Consider the following 18,417-nt stretch of genomic DNA (forward strand, 5'->3'; position numbering starts at 1 on the left):
CACCCGCCGTTATGCCGGGGGCGCGGGGTACGGGCGCTCCGTGAGGATCCTCGCCAGGTGGGCGGCGTTGCGGGCGAGCGTGGCCGTCGCCGTGGCGACCTTCTCGGGCGTCGCCGGCAGATCCTTGTAGTCGGTCGTCTGCATCGCCTCGCCGTTCCAGTACACGCCGCCTTGCGACGGGATGCTGAAGCCGACGTCGCCGAGTGCCTGATACGCGTCGGCGGTGATGGCGTGGGCGCCGTCCTCGTTGCCGACGACGACCGTCACGGCGACCTTGCCGGCGAGGATCGCACGGCCCTCGTCGTCGGTCTCGGCCAGTTCGGCGTCGAGCCGCTCGAGCACACGCTGAGCGACACTGGACATGTGCCCCATCCAGGTCGGCGTCGCGAAGACGAGGATGTCGGCGGCCATGACCTTCTCACGGATCCGCGGCCACTCGTCGCCGTCGCCCATGTCGGCGTCGACACCCGGCCGGACGTCGAAGTCGACGACGCGCACCTGCTCGCCTTCGACGTCGTGCTGGGAGAGCGCGTCGAGGACCTGCTGCGCGAGCAGCTCGCCGCTCGACTTCCCGGGAGACGGCTTGAGTGTGCAGTTCAGTGCGAGTGCGCGGAGCATGAGGGTTCCTTTCACGTCCTCGGGCAGGCTACGGACCCGGCGTGCTCTCGGCCCGGGGGTTGACACAGCATCCCCGGAGTGCCGCGAGGTACGCTGACCTCGCACCGCCGCCGTGAGGAGGACCGTCATGCGACCTGAGCCGATGCCGGTCGGTCCCGGCCAGGAATCGGTGTGGGACTACCCTCGCCCGCCGCGCCTCGAGCGGGTCGAGCGCACAGCGCGGATCCGGCTGGGCGGCGAGGTCATCGTCGACACCGATGACGTCGTCCGCATCCTCGAGACGAGCCATCCACCGGTGTACTACCTGCCGATCCACGCATTCGCCGACGGGGCCCTCGCACCTGGTGAGGGGGCGTCGTACTGCGAGTTCAAGGGCGGCGCCGCCTACTTCGACGTGCGCGGAGGAGGCGCGGTGCGCCCGCGCGCGGCGTGGACGTACCCGCGTCCGTCCGCGGGCTTCGAGCCCCTCGTGGGGCGGGTGGCGGTGTACGCGCGAGAGATGGACGACTGCACGCTCGACGGTGTCGAGGTCGTGCCCCAGCCCGGGCGCTTCTACGGCGGGTGGATCACCCCCGAGATCGTCGGTCCCTTCAAAGGCTCACCGGGTTCTCTCGGCTGGTGAGGAGGACGGATGCTGCCGCATCCCTCCCGCGGGAACACAGCGAACACCCAGCCCGATCCCTTGCTCACCGATATATCGGTAGGTATCGTCAGGGTATCGGTGCACGCTCGTTCAGGAGGTCGTCATGAGCGGTTCGTTCCAGGGATTCGGTCAGCGTCCAGGGGGGCAGGGCTCGGGGCTTCCGGGCAGCTTCTGGGACGCGATGGACCAGTTGAAAGAGACGTTCGAGAAGGGCTTCTCGCCGCGCGCCACGAAGGGGGACGTGCGCGCAGCGGTGCTCGCGATCCTCGCCGAGAAGCCCATGCACGGGTATCAGATCATCCAGGAGATCGAGGCGCGCAGCGACGGCGCATGGAAGCCGAGCCCCGGCTCGGTCTATCCGACGCTGCAGCTGCTCGCCGACGAGGGTCTGGTCGCCGCCGAGGAGTCGAACGGCAAGAAGACGTACTCGCTCACCGAGGCGGGCCGCGCCGAGGCGGCTGCGGCCGAGGGCCAGTCGGCGCCGTGGGAGTCGGCAGGGTCGCGCGACTCAGGACGCGCCACCGCGCTCCCGAAGGCCGGCGCGAAGCTCGCCCAGGCCGCCGCGACGGTCGGCCGCAGCGGCACGCCCGAGCAGGTGGCCAAGGCCGTCGAGGTACTCGACGAGGCGCGGCGTAAGCTCTACTCGATCCTGGCTCAGGACTGACGGCCGGCGTGCCGGCGGACGGCGTCGGCCCGGGGCCTCGGGTTCGGGGCGGGGGGCGCACGATCCCGGGCGACCGGGATCGCACGCACCCCCGAACCAGCTGACCAGCACTGCCTAGGAGCTTCGATGGCCGACGTCGGGAACCCGCGCGCCCGCTATCGCCGGATCCTGCGCTTCGCCGGCCGCTACATGGTGCAGGCGTGGTGGTACGAGCTGATCCTCCCGCGGTTCGGCTTCGGCGCCCTCGCCGCACGCGGCCGCGCGAAGCGCCTCCAGAACATCGCCCGCCGGTTCCACGCGCTCGCCGTCCAGTACGGCGGTCTCATGATCAAGGTCGGTCAGTTCCTCTCGTCGCGGCTGGACGTGCTGCCCCCCGAGATCACGAAGGAGCTGGAGGGGCTGCAGGACGAGGTCCCGCCGGTCGCCTTCCCCGCGATCCGCGAGCTCGCAGAGGCCGAACTGGGTGTTCCTCTCGACCGGGCGTTCGAGTGGGTCGACGAGACACCCGTGGCCGCAGCATCCCTCGGCCAAGCGCATCGTGCGCGGCTGACGCCGGCCGACGCGGCGGAGACCGGCTTCGCCGACGTCGTCGTCAAGGTGCAGCGGCCGGGCATCGAGGAGATCGTCGACGTCGACCTGGCGGCGCTGCGGCGAGTGGCCGGCTGGCTCAGTCGCGTGCGCGTCGTGCGCGACCACGTCGACCTTCCCGCGCTGGTGGAGGAGTTCGCCCACACGAGCCGCCAGGAGATCGACTACCTGCACGAAGCGCAGAACGCGGAGCGGTTCGCGTCCGACTTCGCGGGCGACCCCCGCGTCACCGTGCCCGAGATCGCGTGGGAGCGCACGACGCGCCGCGTGCTGACGCTCGCCGACGTCACGGCGATCAAGATCAACGACGTCGACGGGCTGCGCGCTGCGGGCATCGATCCCGCGGAGGTGGCGGTCGAGTTCGCGAACGTCATGTTCGACCAGCTGTTCCTGCGGGGCTTCTTCCACGCCGACCCCCACCCGGGCAACATCTTCGTGACGCCGGTCGCCCGTTCGGCCGGCGATGCCCGTCACCCGTGGACCCTGACCTTCATCGACTTCGGCATGATGGGCGAGGTCCCCGACACGCTGAGGCACAGCCTGCAGCGGCTCATGATCGCCGTCGCCTCGCGCAACAGCGCGCAGATGATCGAGAGCATCCGCGCCGTCGGCGTGCTCCTCCCGTCGGCCGACACGATCGAGCTCGAACGCGCCATGACGGCGCTGTTCGCGCGCTTCGGCGGCATGGGGTTCGCGGAGCTGCAGGAGGTGGATCCCCGCGAGTTCCGCCAGTTCGCCAAGGAGTTCGGCGACGTGATGCGCTCACTGCCGTTCCAGCTGCCCGAGAACTTCCTGCTGATCATCCGGGCAGTGTCGCTCACCAGCGGCATGTGCAGCTCGCTCGATCCCGCGTTCAACGTGTGGGACGCCGTGGAGCCGTATGCCGCCCGACTGCTGCGCGACGAGCGGGGCAACGCCGCGAAGGCGCTCGCGCAGGAGGCGGCGTCGGTGGCCGGCGTCGTCGCGCGACTGCCGCGCCGCCTCGACGACATGGTCACGCGCATCGAGGACGGACGCCTGGTCGCCGACGTGCCGAAGCTCGACCGGTGGCTGCGCCGCCTCGAACGCATGGGCCGACGCGTCGTGGCGGCGGTCCTCTTCGCCGGGCTGCTGATCAGCGGCGCGGTGCTGCGCGCCGAAGACCTCACGATCGGCACCGTGCTGATGATCGCGTCGCTCGTACCGGTGCTCTACGCGCTGTTCGCGGGATTCTCGGGCCGGCGCGGACCCCACGGCTGAGGGGCCTCACCCAGTACGGTGGCACCCAGGAACTCGTCCTCGGGGGTGCGTGTGGTCTGGGCGGTCATCGTGAGGGGTGCGGATCTGCTCGTGCAGCTCGCGCTGATCTGGCTCGGACTCGCCATCATCCTCGCGGAGGACGTCGAGGGCACCCTCGACGCGCTCGCCGGCTGGTGCGTGCTCGGCAGTCTCTACTGGCTGGCTTCCGTCATCGTCGTGGGCACGAGCGTGAAGCGTTCCCGGATCGCCGCCCCCCGCTGGATCGGACGGTTCGATGCGCACCCGGTCGTCGCCGCCGTCTCCGTGACGGCGACGTTCCTCGCGAGCATCGTGGGGATCATCGCCGCCACCGAGATCCTGGTCCTGCGCAACGACCCCGATTGGGCGGTGTGGGTGGAGATCGTCGGCGTGCTCGCGATGCTGCTGTCGTGGGCGCTCTACCACTGGGGCTTCGCGCGCATCTACGACCGCCGGTACCGGCTCGCCGTCATCCCGCCGCTGATCTTCCCCGGCACGGAGAGCCCGCGGCTGGCCGACTTCGTGTACTTCTCGTTCACGAACGCGACGACGTTCTCGGTCTCGGACGTGCAGGTGGTCACGACACGGATGCGGTGGACCGTCGTGTGGCACACCACGACGAGCTTCTTCCTCAACGCGCTCATCATCGTGCTGGCCTTCACCACGATCATCAACGCGGCGCCTCCTGCTCCCTAGACTTCGAGCACGGGGCGTCGTCGACGCCCGACCACACGAGCAGAGGAGCGGTGATGCAGCTGGGAATGGTGGGCCTCGGCCGGATGGGCGGCAACATCGTGCGTCGCCTGATGCGAGACGGGCACGAATGCGTCGTGTACGACGTGAGTGCCGACGCCGTCGCGGGCCTGGCGGCGGAAGGCGCCGACGGCGCGGGAAGCCTCGCCGAGCTGGTCGCGCAGCTCGAGGCGCCGCGTGCCGTCTGGCTCATGATCCCCGCAGGGCTCACCGGCAAGGTCGTCGACGAGGTCGCCGCGCTGCTCGAGCCGGGCGACATCATCATCGACGGGGGCAACTCGAACTACCGCGACGACGTGCGGCGCGCGGCCGTGCTGCGCGCGAGCGGCATCCACTACGTCGACGTGGGCACGAGCGGCGGGGTGTTCGGGCTGGAGCGCGGCTACTGCCTCATGGTCGGCGGACCCGACGAGGCGTTCGCGCGCATCGAGCCGATCCTCCGGACGATCGCGCCCGGAAGCGGCGAGGTCGGGCGCACGCCCGGGCGCACCGGTGACTTCGCCCCCGAGGAGCTGGGGTACCTGCACTGCGGGCCGTCGGGCGCGGGCCACTTCGTGAAGATGGTGCACAACGGCATCGAGTACGGCGTGATGGCGGCGCTCGCCGAGGGCCTCAACATCCTCGAGCACGCCGACGCCGGCGTGAAGGAGGCCGAGCACTCGGCCGAGGTCGCGCCGCTGGAGGAGCCGGAGTTCTACCAGTTCACCATCGACACCCCGAAGGTCGCCGAGCTGTGGCGACGCGGATCGGTGATCTCGTCGTGGCTCCTCGACCTGACCGCGGCCGCGCTCCAGGGCAACCCGACGCTCGACGGGCTCGCGGGACGCGTCTCCGACTCGGGCGAGGGACGCTGGACCGTCAAGGCCGCGGTCGACACGGGAGTTCCGGTGCCCGTGCTGGCGGCATCCCTGTTCGAGCGGTTCGCCTCCCGCGGTGAGGACCAGTTCGCGAACCAGGTGCTCTCGGCGATGCGGCTGCAGTTCGGCGGTCACCAGGAGCTGCCCGCCGGCGACGTCCTCGAGGCGGGCGGGCGCAAGTCCGAGTCGTCCAGCGGCGGCCAGTCCGAGACCGACGGCGCGTCGTGACGAAGGTCGACCTGAAGAAGTCGATCGCGGCATACACCGCGCCGCGAGGGGCGTTCGAGATCGTCGACGTCCCGCCCTTGCGGTATCTCATGGTCGACGGCCATGGCGATCCGAACACCTCCGAGCAGTACGGCGAGGCCGTCGCGGCCGTGTTCGGCGTCGCATACAAGCTCAAGTTCCTGAGCAAGGCCGAGCTCGGCCGCGACTACGTCGTGATGCCTCTCGAGGGGCTCTGGTGGTCCGACGACATGGCGACGTTCACGACGGATCGCGACAAGTCGCGCTGGAGCTGGACCATGATGAGCCTGGTCCCGGAGTGGATCGACGCCGATCTGGTGGAACGGGCGCGAGCCGCCGCGACCACCAAGGGCGGGTCACCGGCCGTCGATCGGCTGCGCCTCGCCGAACTCGCCGAAGGCCGGTCGGTCCAGACCCTCCACATCGGTTCCTACGACGACGAGACGCCGGTGCTGGCCGAGATGCACGATCGGTTCATCCCCGCCTCGGGCCTGCGCATGCGGGGCCTGCACCACGAGATCTATCTCGCGGACCCCCGGCGCACGGCTCCCGAAAAGCTGCGCACGATCCTGCGCCAGCCCGTCGAGCCCGCCGGATAGTGAGACGGATGCTGCGACCCGGCCGGGTCGCAGCATCCGTTCGCCGTCTCTTACGCGGTGGCGTCGGCGCGCTTCGGGAGCACCCAGCCGGCCCGCGGGAAGTGGCACGTGTAGCCGTTGGGGATGCGGATCAGGTAGTCCTGGTGCTCGGGCTCGGCCTCCCAGAACGGGCCCTCGGGCTCGATCGTGGTGACGGCCTTGCCCGGCCAGAGGCCGGACGCGTCCACGTCGGCGATGGTGTCGCGTGCGACCTCGGCCTGCTCGGGGGAGAGCGGGAAGATCGCGGAGCGGTAGCTCGAGCCGATGTCGTTGCCCTGACGGTTCAGGGTGGACGGGTCGTGGATCTGGAAGAAGAACGCCAGGATGTCGCGGTACGAGGTCTTCGTGGGGTCGAAGACGATCTCGACGGCCTCGGCATGACCGGGGTGCTTGCGGTACGTGGCGTGGGCGTTCTCGCCGCCGGTGTAGCCGACACGGGTGTCGAGCACGCCGGGCTGGCGGCGGATGAGGTCCTCCATGCCCCAGAAACAGCCGCCGGCGAGGACCGCCGTCTCGGTGCCGGGGGTGCGGGTGATCTCGCCGGTGTCGAAGGGACCGCTGGTCATGATGCGTGCTCCTGGTTCTCGGTGGTGAAGAGGTGTCGGTAGGCGCCGTAGCCCTCGTCCTCGAGCGACGAGGCCGGGACGAAGCGCAGCGCGGCCGAATTCATGCAGTATCTCAGGCCTCCGGCCTGCCGGGGGCCGTCGGGGAAGACATGACCCAGATGGCTGTCGGCGCCCGACGAGCGCACCTCGGTGCGCGGCAGCAGCAGCTTCCAGTCCTTCTTGGTCGACACGGCGTCGGACTCGATCGGCTTGGTGAAGCTCGGCCATCCGGTTCCGCTGTCGTACTTGTCGGTCGACGAGAAGAGCGGCTGGCCCGAGACGACGTCGACGTAGATGCCGGGCTCGTGGTTGTTCCAGTACGCGTTGCGGAACGCCGGCTCGGTGCCGTCCTCCTGTGTCACGCGGTACTGGGTGTCGGTGAGGCGGCTCAGCGCCTCGGGGGTCCTGCGGTAGTCGTTGCTCACGATTCCTCCAGTTCGACGCAGCTGGCTGCGGCGTCATAGAGGAAGAACGGATGCCTCGTGCGTTTTGGTCCCGCGAACCTGGGAGCGAGCTTCGAGTTCCGCCGGATGCCACAACCTGCGACCGCGCGCGGAGGTGTCCGGTGACCGGCTCAGAACGCGTCCGGGTAGCGCCAGGCGCTCGCGGACTGCAGCGCGGCGCGCGCGAACTCCTGCAGCGCCGGCGGGACGACCCAACCACTGGCATCGCCCTCGAGCCCGAACAGCGTCAAGATCTCGATGAGATCCGCAGCCTCGCTGATCAAGGCAGCGCCGTGGTCATGCTCGTGATCGCCCACCGACGAGGCGAAGTCAGCGTCCTGCGGATCGAGGTGGTCGGCGTGGCAGGTCGAGGCGTGTGCGACCCACTCCGGTCGCACGCCCGCGCTCGCGAGTTCATCGGCGTCCATCGTGGCTGCGACGACGACGGAGGCGTCGCTTCCCGCGGCGGCTGCGGCAGACCGGATCGCCCTCGCGACGACATCGTGCCAGGTCCGGCCGTCGACCGTCGGGCAGTCGCAGCCCCGCCTGCAGTCCTGATCGGCATACATGTACGAGCGTCGAGAGACGAAGTCGTCGTATCTCCAGTCGGACGGCGAGACTCGGCGCGCGCGTCCGCTCTCCGTGAGTGCGGCCGCCGCCGAGGCCGCCACACCTCCGTCGCGAGCCAAGCTTCCATCGGCGAGCGTCAGGAGGAGCAGATCGCGGGTCGCCGCAGGCACGACCGACAACGCCGCGACGCCGTCGGCAAGAGTCGTCCACAAGGTGGTCGCGGATGCGGCGGCCGCGACGACCGCCTTCCTGGGCACCAGCCGGCCGTTGCGCGAGTAGAGCAGACGCATGCGACGGGCGGCCGCCACGAGTCCGAGCACGTATCGCTCGTCGTGATGCAGCGCCTCGCAACCCTCTTCGACGAAGGCGCGATCCACCTTCCCGTCTCGGAGCGGCACACCCCCGCGGTCCGCGACGTGGATGAGCCATCGGAAGTTGCAGGTGAGTGTGGCAGCATCGTCGGCTGTCACGACGATCGGGAGATCGATCCCGGCCGTGGCCAGGTGGCGCCGAAGCCCGGGCACAGCGAGACGGGGAAGCCGATGCAGCAGGGACTGCGGGACACCGGTCGCGGAAGTTCCGGTGTCGTCGGGCGCGTCGGTGAGCGTGTGCTGTGCGGCGTCGATATCCACTGCTGCGGGATCGAAGATTCCCCACGGTCCTAACGCGGCGTCAAGGCATGCTCGGAGGAGGGCATGGTCGGGATGGTCGGGATCATCGAGGACGGCGACGAGGACCTCGAACTCGTACGGCCCTCGAGCACACGAGAACGGCGAGTGACGCTCGCCGCCGACGACGCGAGACCGGGGATCCGAGGCGAGCGCCATCTCATCGACGCCGCGCTCGATCTCGACCATCCAGTCGGCGTCGCACGAGTGCGTGAAGTAGATCGGTTCGCGCCCGCTCATCACCGTGCCGACGCGCGCGGTCGACTCGTCGATGATCGTGGGGTCGCGGAAGTCGATCATCGTCCAGCGGTCCCCCCAGCGCCGTCGAGTTCTCGACCATCCGGGGCTTTCGAGGGAGTCGGTGAAGATGTGGTGCCGGCAGTCGAAGACCTCGAAGAGCGATTGCACCATCGTCCTCAGGTGGTCCAACGAGAGATCGTGGTCTACGACGACCTCTCGCCAGATCTCAGGGTGGGTGCCGACGAGAGTGAGACGCAGCGGAACGAGGTGGCGGAGAGCGGATGAACGCATGCGCCGAAAGTAGGCTCTGAGCGCGCACCCGGACACGGCTTGGCCCCGACCGGTGGAATCGTCGGCCGACGCTGCTTCTGTGGAGGAACCGGTAGGGCACGACCTCGATGTGGTGAGAGTGCAGCTCGTGGACGAGACGTCGGGTGGTTCCCAACCTCTCGTCCACGAGCTGTACTCTCACGGGTTGGCCCGGTCCGAGGGGCGGGCAGGTTCCCGAACGGGCTCAGGCCGAGCCGAGCTCGCCGCTGAGGCGGCCGTGGAAGCGGGCCGCAGCATCCGTCATGCCGTGCAGCTCGACCGTCGTGCCGCGGGCTTCGTACTTCGTGACGATGGCGTCGAGGGCGGCGACCGTCGAGGCGTCCCACACGTGCGTGCGCGAGAGGTCGATGACGACGTGTGGCGGGTCGGCCGCGTACGCGAACTGCGTCGTCAGGTCGTTGCTCGAGGCGAAGAACAGCTCGCCGTCCACGCGGTAGCGGGCGGTGTCGCCGTCGACCTCGCGCGTGACGGTCGTGAAGTGGGCGACGCGGCGCGCGAACAGCACCATCGCGGCCAGCACGCCGAGGATCACGCCCACGGCGAGGTTGTGGGTCCACACCGTGGCCACGACGGTGACGAGCATCACGAGGGTCTCGCTGAGCGGCATCCGCTTCAGCGTCGACGGACGGATGCTGTGCCAGTCGAACGTCATGACCGACACCACGATCATGACGGCGACGAGCGCGGCCATCGGGATGAGCCCGACGATGTCGCCCAGTGCCACGACCAGCACCAGGACCCACACCCCGGCCAGGAACGTCGAGATGCGGGTGCGGCCGCCGGACGTCTTGACGTTGATCATCGTCTGGCCGATCATCGCGCAGCCGCCGGTGCCGCCGAAGAACGCCGAGGCGATGTTCGCGACCCCGAGGCCCCACGCCTCGCGGGTCTTGCGCGAGTGCGTGTCGGTGATGTCGTCCACGAGCTTCGCGGTCATGAGCGACTCGAGGAGGCCCACGAGGGCGGCTGCGAACGCGTAGGGGGCGACGATCTGGAGCGTCTCCCAGGTGAGGGGCACGTCCGGGATGAGGAGCTCGGGAAGGCTGCGGGGCAGCTCGCCCTGGTCGGCGACGTTCGGCACGGCAGAGAGTCCGAACGCCACCACGACCACGGTCAGCACGACGATCGCGATGAGCGGGGCGGGCACGGCGCGCGTGATCCGCGGCCACACGAACAGGATGCCGAGACCCACCGCCACGAGGACGTACACCGCCCACGGCACGTCGACGAGCTGCGGCATCTGCGACAGGAAGATCAGGATCGCCAGCGCGTTCACGAAGCCGACCATGACGCTGCGCGGAATGAACCTCATGAGCCTCGCGACGCCCAGCACCGCGAAGAGCACCTGGATGATGCCGGCGAGCGCGATCGTGACGATGAGGTAGTCGGAGCCGTGCTCGCGCGCAACGGGCGCGATGACGAGCGCGACCGCGCCCGCTGCGGCGGTGATCATCGCCGGGCGACCACCGGTGAACGCGATGACGACCGCGAGCACGAACGACGAGAACAGCCCGACGCGCGGATCGACGCCCGCGACGACCGAGAACGCGATCGCCTCGGGGATGAGCGCGAGAGCCACGACGAGTCCGGCGATGACCTCGCGCGTGAGCAGCCGCGGCCGCCGCAGCGCCTGCAGCACGGTCGGCTCGATGCGGTAGCGATCGGCGGATTCGGCGACGGTGGACACGGCGGCTCCTCGGAACGTGCGCGCACCGTTGCGCCCGCAGGGGGTGGGAAGAGGAATGGATGCTGCGACCTGCGCGGCCCTTCGACTCTAGCCGCGCGTACCCGAGGACGCGGTCGATCTCAAGGGCCTCGCGAGGCGCTCGGGTTCTCGTGAGAATCGCGGGATGACCCTTCGACGCTGCCGCGCGGCCGCGGCAGCCGGCATCCGTCCCCGACCGGAGGAGGCACGATGAAGATCACCGACACGAGCGACCTGTGGTGGAAGAGCGCCATCATCTACTGCCTCGACGTCGAGACGTTCATGGACGCGGACGGCGACGGGACCGGCGACATGCAGGGCCTCGCGCAGCGCATTGACTACCTCGCGCAGCTGGGTGTGACATGCCTGTGGCTCATGCCGTTCTACCCGACGCCCGACCGCGACGACGGCTACGACATCACGGACTTCTACGGCGTCGATCCGCGGCTGGGCAATCACGGCGAGTTCGTCGAAGTGATCCGGACCGCGCACGACCGCGGCATGCGGGTGATCGTGGACCTCGTCGTGAACCACACGTCCGACCGGCATCCGTGGTTCCTCAAGGCGAAGCGGAGCGTCAACTCCCCGTACCGGGACTACTACGTGTGGCGCGACGACGCGCCGCCCAAGGGGCAGAAGAACGCCGTGTTCCCGGGCGAGGCCCAGGGCATGTGGACCAAGGACGAGGCGTCGGGGCAGTGGTACCAGCACAGCTTCTACGAGCATCAGCCCGACCTGAACATCGCGAACCCCGCCGTGCGTGACGAGCTCGCGCGGGTCATCGGATTCTGGTTGCAGCTCGGCGTCTCCGGTTTCCGCGTCGACGCGGTGCCGTTCTTCCTCGAGATGCCGCAGGGTGCCGAGATCCCCGACCCGCACGAGCTGCTGCGCGATTTCCGGCGGTTCCTGCAGCGACGCTCGAGCGAGGCGATCCTGCTCGGCGAGGTCAACCTGCCGTACGAGCAGCAGGTGCAGTATTTCGGCGGTGCGGAGGTGAACGAGCTGTCGATGCAGTTCGACTTCATCGGGATGCAGGCGTTCTACCTGTCGCTCGTCCGCAAGAACCCGGCGCCGCTCGTCGAGGCGCTGACGTCGCGCCCCGCTCTTCCCGAGGACGTGCAGTGGGCGAACTTCCTGCGCAACCACGACGAGCTGACGCTCGACAAGCTGTCGGACAAGGAACGGGAAGAGGTCTTCGAGGCCCTCGCGCCCGACGAGAAGCAGCGCGTCTACGGCCGTGGGATCACGCGCAGGCTCCCTCCGATGCTCGGTGACCCGCGGCGCATCCGCATGGCGTACAGCCTGATGTTCACTCTGCCGGGCACTCCGGTGCTCTTCTACGGCGAGGAGATCGGGATGGGGGAGAACGTCGAGATCGAGGGCCGCACAGCGGTGCGCACGCCGATGCAGTGGACGGGCGAGCGCAACGGCGGGTTCTCGCAGGCTCCGCCGTCGCGGCTGATCGCCCGACCGCCGGGAGACGGCTACGCGCCCGAGCACGTCAACGCCGCCGACCAGATCAAGGATCGCGAATCCCTCCTGCACTTCTTCCGCGACCTGATGTCGCGGTACCGGATCTCGCCCGAGCTCGGCTGGGGCGCGTTCGAGGAGCTCGAGCAGCCGGTCGAGGCACTCCTCGTGCACTCGCTCCGCGCCGACGTCGGCCGGATGGTGGCGATCCACAACTTCGACGAGGTGCCCACCACGACCAGGTTCGCCCTGAACGACGAGCCTGACGGCACGCGCCTCGACGATCTGCTCGGTGACGAGGAGATCCCGCTCGATGCGCGCGGGGGCGTCGAGATCGAGGTTCCCGCGTACGGCTATCGCTGGCTGCGCGTGTCACGCCCGGGGGATGGCCGGCTGTCGTGAACAGGGTGTTCGGAACCGGCCACCCGCCTCCTCGCACGGTGGCGGCGCGACAGAGGGCACCGCGCCGCTCGGAGTAACGTGGACGCGATGTCGGCATCCGTGTTCACAGGGCATCTGCCCGGTGATCGGGCGTACCGCCGGCTCATCGCAGGTCTGTTCTTCGCCGGTGTCGCGACATTCGCGCAGCTGTACTCGCCGCAGGCCGTGCTGCCGCTGATCGCCGCCGAATTCGCCGTGCCGCCCGCGACGGCGGCGCTCACGGTGTCGGTCACGACGCTCGCGCTCGCCGTCACCGTCATCCCGTGGTCGGCCGTCGCCGATCGCATGGGGAGGGTCCCCGCGATGACTGCCGGAATCATCGCGGCGACCGTGTTCGGCCTTCTGGCCCCTTTCAGTCCCGACCTCGGCACCCTCCTCGCGCTCCGGCTGCTCGAGGGGGTCGGCCTCGGCGCGGTGCCGGCGATCGCCCTCGCGTACCTCAGCGAGGAGGTGGATGCTGCGCACACGGCGGCCGCCGCCGGCAGCTACATCGCCGGCACGACGATCGGCGGCCTGGCGGGCCGCATCGTCGCGGGTCCCGTGGGCGACTTCGCCGGGTGGGAGATCGGTGTGCTCGCGGTCGCCGTCGTCTGCGCGGTGTCGGCGGTCGCGTTCCTGATGCTGGTGCCGAAAGCGCGCGGGTTCGTCCCGCGGCGACACCGTCTGGAGCCGGGGCCCCCGCTCCTGCATCGGCTCGCGGTGAACCTGCGATCACGGCGGCAGCTCGCGCTCTACGCGCAGGGGCTCCTGCTGATGGGCGGGTTCGTCGCGCTCTACAACTACCTGGGCTTCGCGCTCGCCGAGCCGCCGTACTCGATGCCGCACTGGGCGGTCAGCCTCCTCTTCCTCGCCTACCTCGCGGGGACGGTGGCCTCGCCGGTCGCGGGAACCCTCGCCTCGCGCTTCGGCCGGCTCCCCGTGCTGCTCATCTCGAGCGCCGTGATGGCTGCGGGTGCCGCGCTCACCCTCGTGCCGAGCATCCCGGTGGTGCTGGCGGGCCTCCTCGTCTTCACGGCCGGCTTCTTCGCCGCGCACGCGGTGGCGTCGGGCTGGGCGCCTGTCGCGAGCACGCCCGACGCGCGGGCCCAGGCGTCGTCGCTGTACTACCTGGGCTACTACGGCGGGTCCAGCCTGTTCGGCTGGGCGCTGGGCTTCGTGTTCGTCGCGGCGGGGTGGGACGGCGTCGCCTTGGCGGTGCTCGCGCTGATCGCCGTGGCGGCGCTGCTCGCGGCCGCCTGGCTGCGACCCCCGTCGGCGCGCACCCCGTAGCGGACGGGCGGATGCCGCGCGCCGAGGCATCCGTGGCCGAATGGTGGGGGCTTCGCGGCGGCGAGTCAAGGGGGTGCCGGCGGGTCGCCGGCCCGACCTAGAGTCGCTCGAGTGGTGGACCGAGCCGACGCCCAGCCCGACCACTCGGGCTTCCGTGCCGATATCCAGGGACTGCGTGCGATCGCAGTCGGGTCGGTCCTGCTCTATCACGCCGGGGCGCCGTTCCTGCCTGGCGGGTACGTGGGCGTCGACGTCTTCTTCGTCATCTCCGGCTTCCTCATCACCTCTCACCTCCTCGGTCAGCTCGAGCGGCACGGCCGGCTGAGGTTCGGCGAGTTCTACGCCCGACGGGCGCGCCGCATCCTGCCGGCCTCGTTCGTCGTGCTGCTGCTCTCGGTCGCCGCGGCCCTCATCTGGTATCCGCCACTGCTCATCCGGGACCTCTGGGCGGCGGCTGTCGCCACGGCGCTGTACGTGCCGAACTACTTCTTCGCGTCCGCGAATTCCGACTACCTCGCCGAATCGTCCAACCCGTCGCTGTTCCAGCATTACTGGTCGCTCGGCGTCGAGGAGCAGTTCTACCTGCTCTGGCCGGCGCTGCTGGCTCTCGTGTGGGTGCTCGTGCGGTCGCGGAAGCCGCTGCTGGCCGTGCTGATCGCGGTGGTCGCCGCGTCCTTCGCGCTGTGCCTGCGGCTCACGTTCGCGGCGCAGCCGTGGGCCTTCTTCTCGCTGCCGTCGCGCGCGTGGGAGCTCGGCGTGGGCGGGCTGGTCGCCGTGCTGCTGCAGCGCAGGCCCCGTATCGTGGGGGAGCGGTGGGCCGCCCCGCTCGGGTGGGCGGGGATGGCGGCGGTGGCAGCATCCGTCTTCCTCTTCTCGTCGGAGACGCTCTTCCCGGGTGCGGCGGCGGCGCTTCCGGTGCTCGGTACGGCGGCCGTGATCGCGGCGGGCGAGACGCGCCGCGGACCGACACGGATGCTGTCGGCCAGGGGCATGGTGTTCCTCGGGGCGATCTCGTACTCGCTGTACCTCGTGCACTGGCCGGCGCTCGTGCTGCCCGAAACGGCGCTGCCCGGCGACCTGCCGCTGTGGGCGACGCTCGGCATCGCGATCGGGTGCGTCCCTGTGGCATGGCTGCTGTACAGGTTCGTCGAGGATCCGGTGCGCCGGGCGCCGCTGCTCACCAGACGGCGGGCGCGCGTCACGCTGGCCGGCGCCGTGGCCGGCTCTCTTGCGTGCCTGGGCATCGCGAGCGCCGCCTATGCGGTCGTCGACACGCGGTCGCTGCACGTCGAGCGGCCGGCGTCCCGCACGGTGATCGTCGATGCGCCGCGCGGCACCGACTACGTGCCCGACAATCTCGCGCCCGGACTGCGGGACGCGCGTGACAGCCTTCCCGAGCTCTACGCCGACGGCTGCATGCGGGGCACCGCGAAGACCGATGCCGAGGGCTGCCTCTACGGGAACCCCGAGGCGCCCCGCATCGCGCTCTTCGGCGACTCGCACGCGGCGCAGTGGTTCCCGGCGCTCGAGGGATTCGCGATGTCGGCGGGCTACGCCGTCGAGGTGCACACCAAGAGCTCGTGCCCCGCTGCCGACATCGAGTCGCTGCGACGCGGCGCGCCGTTCCCGCAGTGCCCCGAATGGCGCGACGCCGTGATCGATCGCCTGAACGCGTCGCCGCCGGCGCTGGTGCTCGTCGCGACGTTCACCGACCCGGAGCTCGCGCCGGGTGTCGACGACGACGCCAAGACGTGGGCGGCGGCGTTCGGGCGGACGCTCGACGCGATCGACGCGCCCGTCGCGATGATGGCTGACACCCCGGACATGCGCGAGGATCCGGCGCCGTGCCTGTCGATGCACCTGGCCGACGCGGAGGCGTGCGCGCAGACGCGTGCCGCCGCGCTCGAAGGGCCGGCGCGCGAGGGCGAGTCGACGGCCGCCGCGGAGCACGGCGTCCCGCTCATCGACCTCAACGAGTACCTGTGCGATGCCGACGCGTGCCCGCCGATCATCGGCAACACCCTCGTGTATCGCGATTCGCACCACCTGACCGCCGAGATCAGCGCCGATCTGGCCCACGTGCTCGGCGAGGCGCTGCAGCCGATGCTGCCGCCTGGCAGGAGCGGCTGACAGCGTTCCCGGCCGCGGCGCAGCCGATCGGTTGCGCCGGGCGGAGCGGGCCCCCCACGATGGAGGCATGCGCGCGGTCGTGTACGAGCGGTACGGGTCGCCCGAGCGGCTCGAGCTGCGTGACATCCCGCGGCCGGTGCCCGGCGCCGGCGAGGTGCTGGTCGAGGTCGTCGCGGCGTCGGTGAACCTGTCCGACTGGGAAGGACTGCACGGCAGCCCCGCCTACGCGCGGCTGGGCGGGCTGTTCCGGCCCCGGTGGCAGATCCTCGGGACCGACATCGCCGGCCGGGTCGCCGCCCTCGGCGACGGCGTGACCGGATTCGGGATCGGCGACGAGGTGTTCGGCGACATCATGCCGCGCTCCGGCGGGTTCGCCGAGTTCGTCGCCGTGCCCGAGTCGACGCTCGCGCACAAGCCCGCGCAGCTGTCGTTCGCCGAGGCGTCCGCCCTGCCGCAGGCAGCGGCGATCGCGACCCACGCCGTCGCGCTCGCCGCACCGGGAGCACGGATGCTGCTCAACGGCGCCGGCGGCGGCTCGGGGAGCCTCGCGGTCCAGCTCGCTGTCGCGAAGGGCGTCCAGGTGACGGCGGTCGACAACGCGGGAAAGCTCGACTTCCTCCGGGCGCTCGGTGCGGACGAGGTCATCGACTACCGCCGCGACGACTTCACGCGCCGCGGCCCCTACGACCTCGTCGTCGACCTGGTCGCCCGCCGTTCGGTGTTCGCCTATGCCCGCTCGCTCGCGAAGGGTGGCCGGTTCGTGATGGTGGGCGGAACGGGACGGGCGCTGATACGGATGCTGACCGCCGGCGCGGTGGTCGGAGCGCTCACCGGCAAGCGCCTGGGCGTGCTGTTCGTGCGGCAGGGGCCGTCGGCGTTCGTGCCGGTCGCGCACCGCTGCGCGGCCGGGGAGGTGCGGGTGCCCATCGACCGCGTCTTCCCGCTCGAGGAGGTGCCCGAGGCGCTCGCCTGGCACGGCGAAGGCCGTGCCCTCGGCAAGGTCGTGGTGGCCGTCCGCGACGAGTGAGGACGGACGCGGGGGCGCTATCAGCCGTGCACGCGCGCTGTCAACAGGGAGGTGGATCCGGATGCCCCGGCCTAATCTGGCTGAGCAACACAACGCAGGTCAGCGCGAGGCGGTCGAGCTTCGGCGTTCGGGTCGCCGTCCAGACTCCCGTGAAACGCGCGATGGTCCCGGTGGGAGGGCTACCCACCGGGACCATCATCTGCGTGGGCGTACGAGACCACGCGGGTGTTGCAGCATCCGTCCCGTATTAGCCTGACGGCATGCACCGGATCTTCTCGATCAGCTTCGCCTCGGTCTACCCGCTCTACGTGACGAAGGTCGAGAAGAAGGGGCGCACGGTCGAGGAGCTCGACGAGGTCATCGAGTGGCTCACGGGCTTCGACGACGCCGGGCTGAAGCAGCATCTCGACGAGCACACGACCCTCGAGGACTTCTTCGCCGACGCCGACCTCAATCCGAACGCCTCGCTCATCACCGGCGTGATCTGCGGCATGCGGGTCGAGCAGATCGAGGACCCGCTCATGCAGAAGATCCGCTACCTCGACAAGCTCGTCGACGAACTCGCGCGCGGCAAGGCGATGGAGAAGATCCTCCGCACCGCGTGAGTGCGGTGCGCCACGGAAGGCGCCTGCTACGTTCGGAGCGAGCCTGACGAAGAGGAGCGCGCGTGGAACGCAGCAGCTGGGTGCTGGTGGACGGCGAGAACATCGACGCGACGCTCGGAGGGTCGATCCTCGGCCGCCGTCCGCAGCCCGAGGAGCGGCCGCGGTGGGACCGCGTCCTGACGTTCGTCTCGGATCGGTGGGGACGACCCGCGAAGGGGCTCTTCTTCCTCAACGCCAGCTCGCACCTGCCGATGCCGTTCGTGCAGGCGCTCCTGGCGCTCGGCTACCAGCCGGTTCCCCTGTCGGGACCGGCCGACGAGAAGATCGTCGACATCGCGATCCAGCGGACGCTGCGCGCCCTCGTGGACCGCGAGGACGATGTCGCACTCGTGAGCCACGACCGCGACTTCGCCGAGGACCTCGCCCGGCTCGCCCGCGACGGGCGCCGTGTCGGGGTGATCGCCTTCCACGAGTTCCGCAGCGCCGAGTTCGCGGCGATCCCCGGGGTGGAGTTCTTCGACATCGAGTACGACGCCGAGGCGTTCGATGCGCCGTTGCCGCGGGTCCGCGTCATCCCGATCGACCAGTTCGATCCGACGGACTTCCTGCGCTGAAACGGCTCCGGCCGGCCGACCGCGCACGGTCGACCG

At 70.3% G+C, this 18,417-nt stretch carries 17 protein-coding genes; 12 read left to right on the forward strand and 5 right to left on the reverse strand.

What is annotated here, in order from left to right:
• Positions 1-9: 9 nt before the first annotated feature.
• The gene (locus tag ACFQ7C_RS07315; protein WP_378898844.1) at positions 10-618 is read right to left on the reverse strand and encodes a flavodoxin family protein; all 609 of its coding nucleotides are present in this window, start codon (positions 616-618) and stop codon (positions 10-12) included.
• A 127-nt stretch (positions 619-745) separates the two neighbouring features.
• Here ACFQ7C_RS07315 and ACFQ7C_RS07320 point away from each other — a divergent pair, with 127 nt between their 5' ends.
• The 6 genes from ACFQ7C_RS07320 (at position 746) to ACFQ7C_RS07345 (ending at position 6,225) form a co-directional block, all read left to right on the forward strand.
• A complete protein-coding gene (locus ACFQ7C_RS07320; RefSeq protein ID WP_378898845.1) occupies positions 746-1,240 on the forward strand; it encodes a DUF427 domain-containing protein in 495 nt (164 codons plus the stop codon).
• A 124-nt stretch (positions 1,241-1,364) separates the two neighbouring features.
• Positions 1,365-1,925: a PadR family transcriptional regulator gene (locus ACFQ7C_RS07325; RefSeq protein WP_378898846.1), complete on the forward strand. Its 561-nt coding sequence runs from the start codon at positions 1,365-1,367 to the stop codon at positions 1,923-1,925.
• Between the two features lie 126 nt (positions 1,926-2,051).
• Positions 2,052-3,752 (forward strand): ABC1 kinase family protein, encoded by a 1,701-nt coding sequence (locus ACFQ7C_RS07330; RefSeq protein WP_378898847.1) that lies wholly within the window; start codon positions 2,052-2,054, stop codon positions 3,750-3,752.
• A 69-nt stretch (positions 3,753-3,821) separates the two neighbouring features.
• Positions 3,822-4,466, forward strand: a complete 645-nt coding sequence (locus tag ACFQ7C_RS07335; protein WP_378898848.1) for a DUF1345 domain-containing protein — start codon at positions 3,822-3,824, stop codon at positions 4,464-4,466.
• A 53-nt stretch (positions 4,467-4,519) separates the two neighbouring features.
• Positions 4,520-5,608, forward strand: coding sequence for a phosphogluconate dehydrogenase (NAD(+)-dependent, decarboxylating) (gene gnd / locus ACFQ7C_RS07340; protein ID WP_378898849.1), 1,089 nt, complete (start codon positions 4,520-4,522; stop codon positions 5,606-5,608).
• Entirely contained in the window at positions 5,605-6,225 is a 621-nt protein-coding gene (locus tag ACFQ7C_RS07345; RefSeq protein WP_378898850.1) for a GyrI-like domain-containing protein, read from the forward strand. The genes gnd and ACFQ7C_RS07345 overlap by 4 nt, the downstream gene beginning before the upstream one ends.
• A 50-nt stretch (positions 6,226-6,275) precedes the next feature.
• On the opposite strand, the gene msrA is transcribed toward ACFQ7C_RS07345, so the two are convergent.
• The 4 genes from msrA to ACFQ7C_RS07365 form a co-directional block, all read right to left on the reverse strand.
• A complete protein-coding gene (gene msrA, locus ACFQ7C_RS07350) occupies positions 6,276-6,830 on the reverse strand; it encodes a peptide-methionine (S)-S-oxide reductase MsrA (protein ID WP_310245221.1) in 555 nt (184 codons plus the stop codon).
• The gene (gene msrB, locus ACFQ7C_RS07355) at positions 6,827-7,294 is read right to left on the reverse strand and encodes a peptide-methionine (R)-S-oxide reductase MsrB (protein WP_378898851.1); all 468 of its coding nucleotides are present in this window, start codon (positions 7,292-7,294) and stop codon (positions 6,827-6,829) included. Before msrB ends, msrA begins: the two co-directional genes overlap by 4 nt.
• Positions 7,295-7,443: 149 nt before the next feature.
• Positions 7,444-9,081, reverse strand: a complete 1,638-nt coding sequence (locus tag ACFQ7C_RS07360) for a hypothetical protein (RefSeq protein WP_378898852.1) — start codon at positions 9,079-9,081, stop codon at positions 7,444-7,446.
• Positions 9,082-9,304: 223 nt separating this feature from the next.
• Positions 9,305-10,807 (reverse strand): SulP family inorganic anion transporter, encoded by a 1,503-nt coding sequence (locus ACFQ7C_RS07365; RefSeq protein ID WP_378898853.1) that lies wholly within the window; start codon positions 10,805-10,807, stop codon positions 9,305-9,307.
• Between the two features lie 228 nt (positions 10,808-11,035).
• On the opposite strand from ACFQ7C_RS07365, the gene ACFQ7C_RS07370 reads away from it, so the two are divergent.
• The 6 genes from ACFQ7C_RS07370 (at position 11,036) to ACFQ7C_RS07395 (ending at position 18,381) form a co-directional block, all read left to right on the forward strand.
• A complete protein-coding gene (locus ACFQ7C_RS07370) occupies positions 11,036-12,697 on the forward strand; it encodes an alpha-amylase family protein (protein WP_378898854.1) in 1,662 nt (553 codons plus the stop codon).
• 87 nt (positions 12,698-12,784) lie between these two features.
• Positions 12,785-14,005 carry an MFS transporter gene (locus tag ACFQ7C_RS07375; RefSeq protein WP_378898855.1) on the forward strand — a complete coding sequence of 407 codons (1,221 nt, stop codon included), beginning with the start codon at positions 12,785-12,787 and terminating at the stop codon, positions 14,003-14,005.
• Positions 14,006-14,116: 111 nt separating this feature from the next.
• The gene (locus tag ACFQ7C_RS07380; RefSeq protein WP_378898856.1) at positions 14,117-16,135 is read left to right on the forward strand and encodes an acyltransferase family protein; all 2,019 of its coding nucleotides are present in this window, start codon (positions 14,117-14,119) and stop codon (positions 16,133-16,135) included.
• Between the two features lie 67 nt (positions 16,136-16,202).
• Positions 16,203-17,162: an NAD(P)-dependent alcohol dehydrogenase gene (locus ACFQ7C_RS07385; protein WP_378898857.1), complete on the forward strand. Its 960-nt coding sequence runs from the start codon at positions 16,203-16,205 to the stop codon at positions 17,160-17,162.
• Positions 17,163-17,422: 260 nt separating this feature from the next.
• A complete protein-coding gene (locus ACFQ7C_RS07390) occupies positions 17,423-17,767 on the forward strand; it encodes a DUF2200 domain-containing protein (protein ID WP_378898858.1) in 345 nt (114 codons plus the stop codon).
• 62 nt (positions 17,768-17,829) lie between these two features.
• Positions 17,830-18,381, forward strand: coding sequence for an NYN domain-containing protein (locus tag ACFQ7C_RS07395; RefSeq protein WP_378898859.1), 552 nt, complete (start codon positions 17,830-17,832; stop codon positions 18,379-18,381).
• The last annotated feature ends 36 nt before the right edge of the window (positions 18,382-18,417 follow it).

This window comes from Microbacterium sp. NPDC056569 (assembly GCF_042793475.1).
Classification (GTDB): Bacteria; Actinomycetota; Actinomycetes; order Actinomycetales; family Microbacteriaceae; genus Microbacterium.